The organism is Pseudomonas sp. Irchel 3A18 (assembly GCF_900187465.1).
In the GTDB taxonomy this organism is placed as follows: Bacteria; Pseudomonadota; Gammaproteobacteria; order Pseudomonadales; family Pseudomonadaceae; genus Aquipseudomonas; species Aquipseudomonas cichorii.
Genome location: NZ_FYDI01000002.1, coordinates 204549 through 219379 on the forward strand (window position 1 = coordinate 204549; position 14831 = coordinate 219379).

Consider the following 14831-nt stretch of genomic DNA (forward strand, 5'->3'; position numbering starts at 1 on the left):
GTTTAGTTAACCCAGACGCGAGCGTTGCGGAACATGCGCATCCAGGCGCCGTCTTCGTTCCACTCTTCCGGACGCCAGGAGTTCTGCACGGCACGGAATACACGCTCAGGGTGCGGCATCATGATGGTGACGCGACCGTCACGGGTGGTCATGCCGCCAATACCGCGCGGCGAGCCGTTCGGGTTGGCCGGATAGGTTTCGGTCACCTTGCCATGGTTGTCCACATAACGCAGCGCAACGGTGCCGGAGATATCGGCTTCGAGCAGGGCGTCGTCGTGGGCGAACTCGGCATGACCTTCACCGTGAGCGATGGCGATCGGCATACGTGAACCGGCCATGCCCTGCAGGAAGATCGATGGCGACTCCTGAATCTGGACCATGGCGACACGCGCTTCGAACTGCTCGGAACGGTTACGCACGAAGTGCGGCCAGAACTCGCTGCCCGGAATCAGCTCGTGCAGGTTGGACAACATCTGGCAACCGTTGCACACACCCAGGGTGAAGCTGTCGGTACGTTCGAAGAAACCCTGGAACGCATCGCGGGCACGGCTGTTGAACAGCGCTGACTTGGCCCAGCCTTCACCGGCACCCAGTACGTCGCCGTAGGAGAAGCCGCCGCACGCAACCATGCCCTTGAAGTCGTTCAAGTCCACACGACCGGCCAGGATGTCGCTCATGTGCACGTCGATGGCATTGAAACCGGCGCGATCGAACGCAGCCGCCATCTCGACCTGACCGTTGACGCCCTGCTCGCGCAGAACCGCAACCTGAGGACGGACACCTTTCTTGATGTAAGGCGCTGCGATGTCATCGTTGACGTCGAAGCCCAGCTTGACGGTCAGGCCAGGGTTGTCTTCTTCCAGCAGTGCATCGAATTCCTGATCGGCGCATTCGGCGTTATCACGCAGACGCTGGATCTGGTAGCTGGTTTCAGCCCACTGACGCTGCAGCAGACGGCGCTGGCCAGTGAATACCGACTCGCCCGCGAAGCTGATGACCACTTCATCGTTGTTCACCGGCTTGCCGATGACCGAAACGCAGTCTTCAAGGCCGGCAGCGCTGAACTGGGCCAGCACCAGCGGGGTTGCATCCTGACGAACCTGGATGACCGCACCCAGCTCTTCGTTGAACAAGATCGAAGCCAGTTCGGCCGAGGTTTCAGCCAGGCTGTCGAGGTACAGGTTCAGACCGCAATGACCGGCGAACGCCATTTCCAACACGGTGGTCAGCAGGCCACCATCGGAACGGTCGTGGTAAGCCAACAGGTGGCCATCAGCATTCAGACCCTGGATAACGGCAAAGAAGGCCTTGAGGTCTTCAGCGTCATCGACGTCCGGCGCGGAGCTGCCGAGCTTGCCGTAAACCTGGGCAAGAATCGAAGCGCCCATACGGTTCTGGCCACGACCCAGGTCGATCAGGATCAGGTCGGTTTCGCCCTTGTCCATGCGCAGCTCTGGAGTGAGGGTCTTGCGGATATCGCTGACAGGCGCGAAGCCGGTCACGATCAGCGACAGCGGCGAGGTCACGCTCTTCTCGGTGCCGTCATCGCTCCAGCGGGTTTTCATGGACATGGAGTCCTTGCCCACCGGAATGGTCAGGCCCAGCTCAGGACACAGTTCCATGCCCACCGCCTTGACGGTGTCGTACAGACGCGCGTCTTCACCCGGATGGCCAGCAGCCGACATCCAGTTGGCCGACAGTTTGATGTCGGACAGCTTTTCAATACGCGAAGCGGCGATGTTGGTGAGGGTTTCACCAATGGCCATGCGACCGGAAGCCGGAGCGTCCAGCAGAGCCAGCGGAGTGCGCTCGCCCATTGCCATGGCTTCGCCAGTGTTGACGTCGAAGCTGGTTGCCGTCACGGCGCAGTCAGCCACTGGCACTTGCCATGGGCCGACCATCTGATCGCGAGCCACCAGGCCGGTGATGCTGCGGTCGCCGATGGTGATCAGGAAGTTCTTGCTGGCTACTGCCGGGTGACGCAGAACACGCTCCACGCTTTCGTCAATGTTCAGCGTGCTCGGATCGAAGTCGTCGCCCAGCTCAGCTTCGCGCTCGACCGAACGGTGCATGCGCGGCGCCTTGCCCAACAGTACTTCCAGCGGCATGTCCACAGGATTGTTGCCGAAGTGGCTGTCGGTAACGGTCAGTTGAGGCTCGGCAGTGGCTTCACCCACGACCGCGAACGGGCAACGCTCGCGCTCACAGATCGCCTTGAAACGCTCGAAATCTTCGGCAGAAACGGCCAGGACGTAACGTTCCTGAGACTCGTTGCTCCAGATTTCCAGCGGGGCCATGCCCGGCTCGTCGTTAGGCACGTTACGCAGTTCGAAACGACCGCCACGACCGCCATCGTTGACCAGCTCGGGGAAAGCGTTGGACAGACCACCGGCACCCACGTCGTGGATGAAGCTGATCGGGTTCTTGTCACCCAGTTGCCAGCAACGGTCGATGACTTCCTGGCAACGACGCTCCATTTCAGGGTTTTCACGCTGAACGGAAGCAAAATCCAGATCGGCGGAGCTGGTGCCGGTGGCCATGGAGGAAGCTGCGCCGCCACCCAGGCCGATCAGCATGGCCGGGCCACCCAGCACGATCAGCTTGGCGCCGACCGTGATTTCGCCCTTCTGGACGTGATCTTCGCGGATGTTGCCCATACCGCCAGCCAGCATGATCGGCTTGTGGTAACCGCGAACTTCGTCACCGTGGGGAGTCGTGATCGACTGCTCGAAGGTACGGAAGTAACCGGTCAGGGCCGGACGACCGAATTCGTTGTTGAACGCCGCGCCACCCAGCGGGCCTTCAATCATGATGTCCAGCGCAGTCACGATGCGCTCGGGCTTGCCGTAAGGCACTTCCCATGGCTGCACGAAACCGGGGATCTGCAGGTTCGATACGGTGAAACCGGTCAGGCCGGCCTTTGGCTTGGCACCACGGCCAGTTGCACCTTCGTCGCGAATCTCGCCGCCGGAACCGGTCGATGCGCCAGGGAACGGAGCAATCGCAGTCGGGTGGTTGTGAGTCTCGACCTTCATCAGAATGTGAACAGGCTCCTGCACCGCACCGTACTGACGGGTTTCAGGATCCGGGAAGAAACGACCGGCAACATTACCGACGATCACCGAAGCATTGTCCTTGTAAGCGGACAGAACGCCTTCGCTGTGCATCTGGTAGGTGTTCTTGATCATGCCGAACAGGCTTTTTTCCTGGCTTTCGCCGTCGATATCCCAACTGGCGTTGAAGATCTTGTGACGGCAGTGCTCGGAGTTGGCCTGGGCGAACATCATCAGTTCGATGTCGTGAGGGTTGCGCCCCAGACCGTTGAAGCTGGTGACCAGATAATCGATTTCGTCTTCAGCCAGGGCCAGGCCCAGGTCGACGTTGGCTTTTTCCAGTGCTGCGCGACCGCCACCGAGTATATCCACGGCAGTCAGCGGCTTGGGTTCGGCATGGCTGAACAGACCGGCGGCCTGCTCGTGGTTGCCCAGAACCAGTTGGGTCATGCGGTCATGCAGGCTGTCGGCAATGGCCTGAGCCTCGACATCGCTGAACTGGCCCTCTACATAGAAGGCGATACCGCGTTCCAGACGCTGGATCTTTGCCAGGCCACAATTACGGGCAATATCGCTGGCCTTGCTCGACCACGGCGAAATCGTGCCGAAACGTGGCAGCACCAGGAACAGACGACCGTTCGGCTCTTGAACCGGCACACTCGGGCCGTATTTCAGAAGGCGGTCGAGAACCTGCTGCTCTTCACTGGACAGAGCGCCAGTGATTTCAGCGAAGTGAGCGAATTCAGCGTACAAGCCACTGACAGCTGAAACTTTTTGTTTCAGTTGTTCTAGTAATTTGCTGTGGCGGAAGGCAGAAAGGGCAGGAGCACCGCGCAGGATCAACATCTTCGGGACAGCCTCGGGAAGGGGGTGTGCTTTGAGGCCACGCATTCTAGCCTAAACCGACCCTTTGAGCACCCAAAACGGCGACAAGGAATACGCCCGAATGTCGTTTCTTTGCAGAAAACACCTTCTTTTTTGCCAAAAAGCCATCGCCTATCAGACGCGGGCCTTGCTGTCGAGATATGGCGGCACCGGTGCTTTGCGTATACTGCACCGATGTTCTCCCTAGCAGATTTCCGCCCTCGTTGCGCCAAATGGCTCGTCGCAACCGGACTCTTCCTGATGCTCAGCGCCTGTGTGGATAAACCCAGCACACTGGAGCGAGTCAAGGAGGATGGCGTCCTGCGCGTTGTAACCCGTAACAGCCCCGCCACTTATTTCCAGGATCGCAACGGTGAAACCGGCTTCGAGTACGAGCTGGTCAAGCGTTTTGCCGAGGATCTGGGGGTAGAACTCAAGATCGAAACGGCCGATAACCTCGACGATCTGTTCGAGCAGATCAACAAGCCAGGGGGCCCGGTTCTGGCGGCTGCCGGCCTGATCGACACCCAGGAGCGCAAGCAGCAGGCGCGTTTCTCTCATCCGTACCTTGAAGTCACACCCCAGGTGGTCTACCGCAACGGCCAGTCACGACCGACCGACGCAGGCGATCTGACGGGCAAGCGCATCATGGTGCTCAAGGGCAGCAGCCATGCCGAACAACTGGCCGCCCTCAAGGCCCAGAACCCCGGCCTCGAATATGAAGAATCGGACGCGGTGGAAGTGGTCGACCTGCTTCGCATGGTCGATGAAGGCCAGATCGACCTGACGCTGGTGGACTCCAACGAACTTGCCATGAACCAGGTCTACTTCCCCAACGTACGCGTAGCCTTCGATCTGGGTGAAGCCCGGGAACAGCGCTGGGCCGTGGCGCCGGGTGAAGACAACAGCCTGTTGAACGAAATCAACGCCTACCTGGACAAGGTTGAAAAGAACGGCACCCTGCAACGACTCAAGGACCGCTACTACGGCCACGTCGATGTATTGGGCTATGTGGGTGCCTACACCTTTGCCCAGCACCTGCAGGAACGCCTGCCCAAATACGAAAAACACTTCCAGGCCTCGGCCAAGAAGGAACAGGTCGACTGGAGGCTGCTGGCCGCTATCGGTTATCAGGAATCACTGTGGCAACCCACCGTCACCTCCAAGACCGGGGTTCGCGGCCTGATGATGCTGACCCAGAACACCGCACAAGCCATGGGCGTTACCAACCGGCTCGACGCCAAGCAAAGCATTCAGGGCGGAGCCAAGTACTTTGCCTACGTAAAGGATCAACTGGACGAGAAGATACAAGAGCCGGATCGGACCTGGCTGGCGCTGGCGTCCTATAACGTCGGCAGCGGGCACCTGGAAGATGCACGCAAACTGGCCGAAAACGAGGGGCTGGACCCCAACAAGTGGCTGGACGTGAAAAAGATGCTGCCCCGCCTCTCCCAGAAGAAGTGGTACAGCAAGACCCGCTATGGCTATGCCCGAGGCGGCGAGCCGGTGCACTTCGTCGCCAACATTCGTCGTTACTACGACATTCTGACGTGGGTGACGCAGCCACAGCTGGAAGGCAATCAGGTGGCTGAAGGCAATCTGCACGTCCCTGCCGTAGACAAGACCAAACCCGCCTCAACGCCACAACCGGATGCCCCCCAGGAGAACCCGGCGCTCTGAACAGGCTTAAGCCTTGCTGGCAGCCCGACGCATCCTGAAGAATTCGCTCAACATCGTCCCGCACTCCTCCCCCAGCACTCCCCCCTCGAACAGCACGCGATGGTTGAGAAACCCCTGAGTGAAAAACTGCCCCTGGCTCTGCACAATCCCGGCCTTGGGCTCCAGCGCGCCATAAACCACGCGAGCCACACGAGAATGCACGATCAGGCCCGCACACATGCTGCAGGGCTCCAGCGTCACGTACAGCGTACTGCCCGGCAGACGGTAGTTGCTCACCGCTTTGGCCGCATCGCGAATGGCGACCATTTCGGCATGGGCACTCGGATCGCTGCCGCTGATCGGGCAGTTGTAACCGCGACCGATGATCTGGCCATCCTGTACCAGCACAGCGCCCACCGGCACTTCGCCCAGTAGCGCGCCCTGTGCGGCCAGTGCCAGCGCTTCGCGCATGAAGTCCTGATCGCGACTGCGATCGATGATTTGCGGCTGCCGCATCAAGAAACCTCTATTGCTGCCATGAGCCCGGTTTCCATGTGATCGATCACATGGCAGTGGAACATCCACACGCCGGGATTATCCGCGACCAACGCCACCCGCGCCCGCTCATTTCGGCCCAGCAGAAAGGTATCGGTGAAATACGGAATGATCTTGCGCCGATTGGAGCCGATCACCTTGAAACTCATGCCATGCAAATGGATCGGGTGCTGGTACTGAGTCATGTTCTTCAGCTCGAAGATGTAACTCTTACCCAACTGCAATTTGGCGATGGGCCGGTCTGCACAGGTCTTGTCGGTGATGTCCCAGGCCTCGCCATTGATCTGCCAGAGGCTTGGCGGCTTGCCATTATCGGTGTTGACCGACATGGAGCCGACCCACTCGAAGTTGAAATTGATCTTTTCGGCATTCTCCAGATCCGGTTCGGGGATCGGGTTGGGCGGCAAGGCGGCTGGCCATTGGCCCGGCGCGTCGTTATTCGCCACCGAGCGGAAAGTGCCCAGGCGCACCGGCCCATTGCGCAGCGAGATTTCCTCACCGGCAGGCGGTGCCTTGATCGCCAGACAGATCCGCATTCCCGGCCCGAGCCAGTAATCCTCGCCCATCGGACGCGGCTCTATCGGGTTGCCATCCAGGGCATAGATCATCGCCTCGGCATCGGGCAGGTTGAGGCGGTACGTCCAGGTGTTGTCCAGATTGAGCAAACGTACCCGCGTGATCTGCCCGGCAGGCAAATCGATCACGCCCAGGGGAACGCCATTGATGGTCTGCAACCGCCCGGCAGTCCCTTCACGGGCCGCCTCGCGGGTCACGCTGAAGTCAGTGAATGCGCCCTGCTCGTCCACATGCCAGCTTTTCAGGCTGACCGTACGTTCATGCAGAAACCCCGTCGGCTCACGCTCTTCGACAATCAGCGGCCCCACCAGCCCGCGCCCCAGTTCTTCACTGCTGCTTACATGGGGGTGATACCAGAAACTGCCCGCGTCGGTGACCCGAAACTTGTAGTCGAAATACTCGCCCGGCTTGACCGGCAGTTGCGAAACGTAAGGCACGCCGTCCATTTCCAGCGGCAAACGGATGCCATGCCAGTGAATGGTGGTTTCCACCGGCAACTGATTGATAAAGCGCAACCGCAGCCACTCGCCCTGACGCACCCGCAATTCGGTGCCCGGCGCAGAGCCGCCGAACGCCCAGGCCGGCGTCTTGTAACCAGGCACCAGTTCGACATCCAGCGGCGCAGCAATCAGTTCGAAGTCATGCCCTTCGCCCGGCCCGCTGCGCCCCAGCCAGTAACGCGATGCACCACCTGCGCCCAGACCCACTACGGCAAGACCGGCCAGACCTCCGAGAATTTGTCGACGGGTAAAGGACATAAGGGCAAACACCTCAAGAACGACTGCGGGATGCACCTGAGAGCAGATGCGAGGGGCGAATACGATACACCTGCATTTGGGGAAAGATAAGGGCGGCAAGATCGCACTAACTATTTAGTGCTTGCGCTCTGAGGATTAACGACACGCTTGGGGGATTCCACACACGAGGTAAATCCTGTGAGCCAGAACCACACAACAACCGCGCCGCCCTTTTCCCAAGACCAGATGACACTGAAAATCATCGCTCGGCGTGTGACTGAAAGCTGTCCCGACATGCGGCAACAGGCACTGGAAAAAGCAAGGGATATCCTGCGCAAACACACCGGCCTGACGCTCTCTCCGGACACTGTCTACTGGTACCGCTTCCCCACAGCGGTGAGCAGCAACACCACCTTCAATGGGTGGCAGCATTATGGCTCGCCAATCGAGTCAATGACCCTGCCGCAACTGATCCTTCACCGATTCAACGCCGAGGATCAGGACTATGCAGATGAACTGCAGACAATGAGCGGCTTTTACACAGCCGGGCTGCAGGCCGGTACCTACGATGAACACACTGAAGTGAAAATGCTCGTTTCAGATGTCATGAACGACTTGTGGGCCTTAGATTTCAGCGCGCAGTACAAGACAAGACTTGCCAGCTTCTGGCAGCAGTGCGCAGAGGATTTTCGCACCCTCAGCAAAGCCAACTTTCTGTCCAAGGCACTGGAGGATCGACACAGCGGTCATTTGTCCGCCCAGGACTTTCAGTCGCTCATTCAGGCGGTTGCGAGCAATGTTCATGCGCCGATTCAGTTGTCGATGCTGACCGCGACAACCAGCGCACCCGCCGGAATGCGCGTCACGGCCTTTGATATAGGCGGCCATGAAGCCAGCGATATCCTGCGCATCGTGACACCCCAGGGCCGGCAAATCATCTACATCCCCGGGGAAATCACCCCGATTCGTGCTTTCGATACACAGGAGCAGGTGAAAGCCTGGCTCGTCAGCGAAACAGCGAAAGTCGCCGACCGGGCGCGATTCCTTTCGCACTTTTCGCTTTCAATGCGCCATGAAATCAGCAACGACGTGGGCCTCAATCACCTGATGGACCTGCTGCCCGCCGCCAACGCCTCATTGATCAACCAGAATGACCGTGATCTGGGCATGGATGCCTTCACCTGGCTTCGGGACAGCGCACGAAAACGCATGAATGCCGATGCCAATCTGTCCATGCGCTCCAATGCGGACCTGCGCAAGCAGATGTGGATCGGCTATCTCAATGCGTTCTCCCATGTCATCGGCCCACTGGCGGCTATTGACTGGCCTGTTGCGCTGGCTGTGGTCGGTGCAGGGCTGGCGGACATGGGGCTGAATATCGATCAGGCGGTCAACGGCCACACCACTGCCGAGCGCAAGGCAGGTGTCATCGGGGCAATCACCAGCGCCGTGGACGTGCTGTTCAATAGCCTCTTCCTGATCAGCGGCTTTCCAGAAGCAGAACCTCCGGTTATCGATCACGAAACAACGCTGCCTGTTACGTCTGACGTCGAGCCCGGCATTGGTCCTGCGATCACGGAGGCTTCAGAAGTCATACCGCAAGAGGCTTCGCAACTGCCCGAGCACTTCAAGACCACCGTAAAACTCGTCGGTTCTCCCGTGGCACAAAGTGGCCGGATGCAGGGTATTTATCAATTGATTGACGGCAGCACCTACGTTTCGATCAAGGGCGAGGTTTACCGCGTTCGCTTCATTAACGAGATGAACGGCTGGGCCATTATCGACCCGAACACTCCTTTCTCGTTCTACCGCAATGTCCCGATACGCATCAATGCGGCCGGCCAGTGGGAAACGCTCAAGCCCCATGGCCTTAGAGGCGGAGGCCCCATGGCATCAAGCCTGAAGTCATCGCGAGTCAATTACCCAATCAGGGCCAGCGCCTACGACGTCCCCGAAAGCATGAAGCAGGAGCTCGTCGTTGCAGCCAATGGTGGAGACCGCAAGGTCTTGCAGGGGGATTGGGCCAGGCCTCATTCATGGACAGACCCTTACATTGATTTCAGGGCCTTGAGAGAGCAATTGCGTACGGATGCATTCCAGTTCTTCAAGCAGACAAAATTGCCGCAAAGACCTGAGATGCCACGGCTTGAAGCCACCGACACCTGCAAATCCACACTGCAGAAAATCCTGGCCAATGCCCCTGGCCTGGTTATCGGGGAAAGCCACGCCGAATTAGGCAGCAAGAAATTCCTGATCGATAACATGCGCCTGTTGAGAAAACTTAATGTCAGAACGCTGTATATGGAGCATCTGCTCAACGACTTCCATTTGCAGGACCTGAAAACGTTTGCCGAATCGGGGAACATGCCGGGCAATCTGAAAACCTACCTGCGAAACCTGGACACAGGTCATCACACAGACCCCATGGGGCAGTACACCTTTCTCGAACTGGTGAATGCCGCCAATGAAAACCACATACGGATTCAGCCCCTCGACTGCATGGCCAGTTATCGACTTGTCGGCATGAATGATCCCGATGGGCTGCTGCGTATCAAAATGATGAACTACTTCGCCCACACCACCCTCCAGGCCGATGCACCGAACCTTGGCCCTAAAGGCAAATGGCTGGCGCTGGTCGGCAATGCTCACGCCAATACCTATGAAGGGGTGCCCGGCATCAGCGAACTGGAAGGGGTCATAGGCATAAGAGCCGAGGACGTCAGCCTGGGTCAGCCTGAAGGCTTTTCGATTGACCCGGGCCGGGTCATGAATGGCGAGATCGGCAGACTGCCCACTTTCGTCAAAAGCGATTTCAGAATGCAGATGGCAATCAACAAGGTGTATCCACAACCAACGATAGAAAGTCGCCTGATCATTCCGGGAATGTTTGTCATCAATAGAAATACAGGCAGCCCGCTATTGATTCACCGCGCCTCCGATGGCGCTATCGTGCGAACGGCCATCAAGACCAGCCGCGGCAAATTCTTTATCGAACGCCCCAGATGGCAGGCAATCAGTGGGCGCCGCTTTGACAACCTGGGGCAACTGATCGATGCGCTGAAATTGATGGGGATGAAGGATGTGACCTGAAAGCCCCTGAGGTAAATGCACAAAGGGCGGATAGAACGCTGAGGGTTACATCCGCTCTTTTGGAGTTGCCATGACTCAATCCTGATCGCCACTCATCATCTCTATCGGCCAGAAGTGCACTTTGACACCAAGCCCCAACACAAACGATTCTCGTTTGTGATATTTTCCCGCGCTCGCTTGCATGCCAGCCAAGGTGGCTTTATGTCCGGTTCAGATCTCAAGGCGCTCTATCTCGCCCATCGCGCAGAAATCCAGGAATACCTGGATCGCCGCTTGCGTTGCAAAGAGACCGCTGCGGACCTGACTCAAGACACCTTCATTCGCCTCTCAGAACAGATGGGCCGTACGCGCATAGAAAACTTCCGTGCGTACCTGTTTTCCAGCGCCCGCAACCTGTTTATCGATCACACCCGTCGCCAGGAACACCGCAAAGGCGAGCCTCTGGAACAGCAGGAGATGGTCAGCCTGGGGCAAAGAACCCCGACGCTCGAACAGGCGGCCATTGCCAACCAGCAACTGGCAACCCTGAACGACGTGATTCAAGGCATGCCTGAACCTTGCCGCGAAGTGTTCCTGATGGTGCGGGTCGAAGGCATGACCTATGCCGAGATTGGCGAACGCCTCGGAATCTCCCCGAAGACCGCCTACAGCCGCATGGTCAAGGCTCTGGATTTATTGAAGCTCGGCATGTCCCGGTGAATGTACAATCGCCCGCCAGTACTCATTCCAGCCGAATCGATTACCCCATGAATCCCGAACCGCCGATCCACGACTCGCCTGTACATCAGGATGATGACATCAGTCATCAGGCCAGCGCCTGGTTTGCCTTGGTACAGGGAGGATCACCGACAGAGGCTGAGCGCGAGGATCTGGCCAGGTGGATCGCGGCTGACCCTCGGCATGCACAGGCCTATGCCGAACTGGAAAGTCTGTGGGACGCCTCGGCACTCCTGCTGCAACCTGCGCGCCCCGCCGCTCGCCCTCAACTATCGCGACGCCGTTTTGTCGGGCTCGGGATCGCCGCCAGCGCCGTGGCGGTCACGGCGGGCGCAACGTCCTTCTGGCTCAAGGGGTCAGGATCACCGTTTGCCGACGAGCGCACTGCCGTGGGCGAGCGGCGCAAGGTGAGCCTGCCGGATGGATCGACAGTCGACCTTGCTGGCAACACTGCCCTGAACCTGGACTTCTCCGCGACCCGACGCTCAGTGACGCTGCTTCAAGGCGAAGCGTTTTTCAACGTGGTGCCCGCCGCTGCCGGCGAGTTCCGGGTCAGCACTGAAGAAGGCGTGGTGATCGCCAATGACAGCGAATTCTGCCTGACATGCGATCAGGCAACCGCACGTGTGGCTGTCAGTCGCAAAACCGTGCGCGTCGTCACCGCCACTCAGCAGACGGACCTTGAAGAAGGCCTTTCCCTGCGCTTCAGTGCCAACCAGACCGGTGCCATTCAGCACGCGGAACTGGAGCAGATTCTCGCCTGGCGCAATGGTCGCCTGGCATTCTTCGACACCCCGCTGTTCACCGTTGTCGATGAGTTGCAGCGATGGCGAGAAGGGAAAATCTTCATTATGGACAAGCGCCTCGCTGCACGCAGGGTCAGCCTGATCCTCAACCTGAACCGACCCGATCAGATGCTGGATGTCCTTTCCAGGGCTCTGTCGGTGCGCACGGCTCGCTATACCGATCTGGTCACGCTGATCTACCCCGCCTGAAACTTGCGCATAAATAATTCAAGACACCGTCAGGAATCGCAATTGCTCATCCGTCTTAACGGGACTGATTGCTACTCGCATATCCGCGCATACTTCACAGGAAGCGACCTGAATGGCCAAAAAATCCACCCCGTGCCTGAAAAACGATACCCGCTGGCAGCGTAATGCCCTGAGTGCAGCGCTCGCCTGCACCTTACTCGTCGGAACCGTTCAGGCTCATGGAGCTCCAGGTCAGGCCGCTGCAAGCACGGTAGAAAAACTGTCGCTCAATATCCCTGCGCAACAACTGCGTCAGGCCCTGCTGAGCTTCAGCCGACAATCCGGGCAGAACGTGCTGCTCGATGGCGACCTGGATGCCAGCCTGCGCAGCAGTGCAGTCATCGGCAGTTACTCAGCCGAAGAAGCCTTGGTGAAACTACTGCAAGGCAGTGGGTACAGCTTCTCTCGCACTGACGCGGTCACGGTTTACCTTGTCCCGACAGACCGTAACAGCGCTGGCAACGAAGTCATCCTTGGCCCGACCCGGATTCAGTATCAGGCCATGCAAGACGGTGGCCTGAGCCAGGGCTACCAAGGCAGGCCGGTTTCCAGCACTACACGCCTGGGCCTGAGCGACAAGGACACGCCACAGGCGATCACCGTGGTCACCCGCGAGCAAATGGACGACTTCAAACTCAACAGCGTGAAAGAGGCGCTACGCAATGCGCCGTCAGTCACCGTCGAACAGTTTGAAACCGATCGCACGGCCTTTACCTCCCGCGGCTTCAAGATCGAAAACTTCGAATACGACGGCATGAGCCTGCCCTTCTCGGGCGGTGTGCTGGTGGGCGATCAGGACATGACCGAGTTCGAGCAGGTTGACGTGCTGCATGGCGCAAACGGGCTCATGAGCGGTACCGGTGATCCGTCGGCCACCGTCAACCTCGTGCGCAAACGGCCTACCGACACGTTTCAGGCCAGAGTCGACAGCAGCATCGGCTCATGGGACAACCGCCGACTGGGTGTGGATCTGTCTGGCCCTCTGACCGACAGCGGCAAGGTTCGTGGACGCTTCATCACCTCCCATGACAAAGGCAACTCCTACCTCGATCAGTACAGCAACGAAGTCAACGTGGCAGCGGGTTTGCTGGCATTTGACCTGTCCGATGCCGACACCCTGACCGTGGGCTTTACCCAACAGAACAGCTACTCCAATGGCAGTACCTGGGGAGCCTTGCCTATCGCCGATTACGCGGGCAACCGTATTCACTACAGCAGCCGCAGTTCCAGCGTCGGCCAGCCCTGGACCTACTGGGACGTCCATACCCAACGGGCCTTCATCGAGCTGACCCACGCCTTCGACAACGGCTGGGAGAGCACCCTGACCCTGGCCGGGATGAGCCAGGACTCCGATACCAAAATGCTGTACGCCATCCCGGCAACCGCCACCGATGCCTACGCCTACATCAACCGCACCACCAGCACGGAACATCAGGTGACGGGGGAAGCGCGACTGTCTGGCCCTTTCAAACTCTTTGGTCGGGAACACGAATTGACCGTGGGTGCCAATTACGGGCGCACTCATCATGACGAGCGCGGGCACTACAGAGACGCATCGGGCAACCAGCTTGTCAGCCTCTCCGATGCATTGGCCGGTAACGTGGTGCAACCGGCACTGAACTACACCGACGACCTCAATACCCAACGGTTCACCGACCGCCAGAAAAGCCTGTTCGCCGGGGCGCGATTCAGCCTTGTCGATGAACTGCACTGGATCGCCGGGGCACGCATGCTCAGCGCCGACGGTGAAGGTGCGGGCTACGGATCGCCGCACAATACACGAGTACACGGCAAGGTCACGCCCTACACCGGCCTGGTGTATGACCTCACGCCACAGTGGAGCCTTTACACCAGTTGGACAGAAATCTTCAAACCCCAATACGTGCGTAGCACCAGCGGTGGAGTGATCCTGCCACTTGAAGGCAAAAGCATGGAAGCCGGTGTGAAAGGTCGTCTGCTTGATGAACGGCTGACCGTGACCGCTGCAGTATTCAAGACAGACCAGCAAAACGTCGCCGAACTCACCGGGGAAATCGTGGGAGGCCAATACGTTTATCGCGGCACCAACGTAAAAAGCAGGGGCATCGAACTGGGAGCCTCCGGCGAAGTGCTGACCGGCCTCGAACTGGCTGGCGGCTATAACTTTGTGCGGATCGAAGACGACGATGGCGAGGAAGCTCGCAAGTACATCCCCACTCATACCTTACGCGGCAGCCTGACTTATCGCCTGCCCGGCCTGCCCAAAGCCAAAGTCGGCACCCGCCTTCAATGGCAAAGCTCAACCGAGCTGGACACCAACAGTAATGTCAGCCAGGAGGCCTACGCCCTGGTGGACCTGATGGCCAGCTACGACATCGACGAACACTGGAACACATCGCTCAACATGAACAACATCACCGACCGTAAATACTTGCTGTCGCTGTATCAGTCGGCAGGGTCTACCAACTATGGCGCACCACGGAATTTGACGGCTTCGGTGACGTGGAAGTATTGATCTGCCAGATGCAGGAAAGCCCCTGAGTTCAGGGGCTTTCTTTTGGTCGCTC

8 protein-coding genes are annotated in these 14831 nt (G+C 58.8%); 5 read left to right on the forward strand and 3 right to left on the reverse strand.

The features are described from left to right. Positions 1 to 2: 2 nt before the first annotated feature. Positions 3 to 3899, reverse strand: coding sequence for a phosphoribosylformylglycinamidine synthase (gene purL / locus CKW23_RS03975; protein ID WP_095067063.1), 3897 nt, complete (start codon positions 3897 to 3899; stop codon positions 3 to 5). A gap of 213 nt (positions 3900 to 4112) precedes the next feature. On the opposite strand from purL, the gene mltF reads away from it, so the two are divergent. Beyond that, entirely contained in the window at positions 4113 to 5597 is a 1485-nt protein-coding gene (mltF, locus tag CKW23_RS03980; RefSeq protein ID WP_074569039.1) for a membrane-bound lytic murein transglycosylase MltF, read from the forward strand. Positions 5598 to 5603: 6 nt separating this feature from the next. On the opposite strand, the gene tadA is transcribed toward mltF, so the two are convergent. Beyond that, positions 5604 to 6092: a tRNA adenosine(34) deaminase TadA gene (gene tadA, locus CKW23_RS03985; protein ID WP_025258869.1), complete on the reverse strand. Its 489-nt coding sequence runs from the start codon at positions 6090 to 6092 to the stop codon at positions 5604 to 5606. Further along, positions 6092 to 7465: a multicopper oxidase family protein gene (locus CKW23_RS03990; RefSeq protein WP_025258868.1), complete on the reverse strand. Its 1374-nt coding sequence runs from the start codon at positions 7463 to 7465 to the stop codon at positions 6092 to 6094. Before CKW23_RS03990 ends, tadA begins: the two co-directional genes overlap by 1 nt. A gap of 177 nt (positions 7466 to 7642) precedes the next feature. Between CKW23_RS03990 and CKW23_RS03995 the strand changes: the two genes are divergently transcribed. From CKW23_RS03995 to CKW23_RS04010, 4 genes are all read left to right on the forward strand, one after another. Beyond that, complete coding sequence (locus tag CKW23_RS03995; RefSeq protein ID WP_143498886.1) at positions 7643 to 10534, forward strand: membrane-targeted effector domain-containing toxin; 2892 nt, start codon at positions 7643 to 7645, stop codon at positions 10532 to 10534. A gap of 201 nt (positions 10535 to 10735) precedes the next feature. Continuing rightward, the gene (locus tag CKW23_RS04000; protein WP_025258866.1) at positions 10736 to 11233 is read left to right on the forward strand and encodes an RNA polymerase sigma factor; all 498 of its coding nucleotides are present in this window, start codon (positions 10736 to 10738) and stop codon (positions 11231 to 11233) included. Between the two features lie 47 nt (positions 11234 to 11280). Continuing rightward, complete coding sequence (locus CKW23_RS04005; protein ID WP_025258865.1) at positions 11281 to 12246, forward strand: FecR domain-containing protein; 966 nt, start codon at positions 11281 to 11283, stop codon at positions 12244 to 12246. A 112-nt stretch (positions 12247 to 12358) separates the two neighbouring features. Further along, a complete protein-coding gene (locus CKW23_RS04010; RefSeq protein WP_095067065.1) occupies positions 12359 to 14779 on the forward strand; it encodes a TonB-dependent receptor in 2421 nt (806 codons plus the stop codon). Positions 14780 to 14831: the final 52 nt, after the last annotated feature.

What these genes read in the sequence shown, in the direction of transcription:
- purL (WP_095067063.1), bottom strand. Translation starts at nt 3,899, where the DNA reads ATGTTGATCCTGCGCGGTGCTCCTGCCCTTTCTGCCTTCCGCCACAGC.
- mltF (WP_074569039.1), top strand. Translation starts at nt 4,113, where the DNA reads ATGTTCTCCCTAGCAGATTTCCGCCCTCGTTGCGCCAAATGGCTCGTC.
- tadA (WP_025258869.1), bottom strand. Translation starts at nt 6,092, where the DNA reads ATGCGGCAGCCGCAAATCATCGATCGCAGTCGCGATCAGGACTTCATG.
- CKW23_RS03990 (WP_025258868.1), bottom strand. Translation starts at nt 7,465, where the DNA reads ATGTCCTTTACCCGTCGACAAATTCTCGGAGGTCTGGCCGGTCTTGCC.
- CKW23_RS04000 (WP_025258866.1), top strand. Translation starts at nt 10,736, where the DNA reads ATGTCCGGTTCAGATCTCAAGGCGCTCTATCTCGCCCATCGCGCAGAA.
- CKW23_RS04005 (WP_025258865.1), top strand. Translation starts at nt 11,281, where the DNA reads ATGAATCCCGAACCGCCGATCCACGACTCGCCTGTACATCAGGATGAT.
- CKW23_RS04010 (WP_095067065.1), top strand. Translation starts at nt 12,359, where the DNA reads ATGGCCAAAAAATCCACCCCGTGCCTGAAAAACGATACCCGCTGGCAG.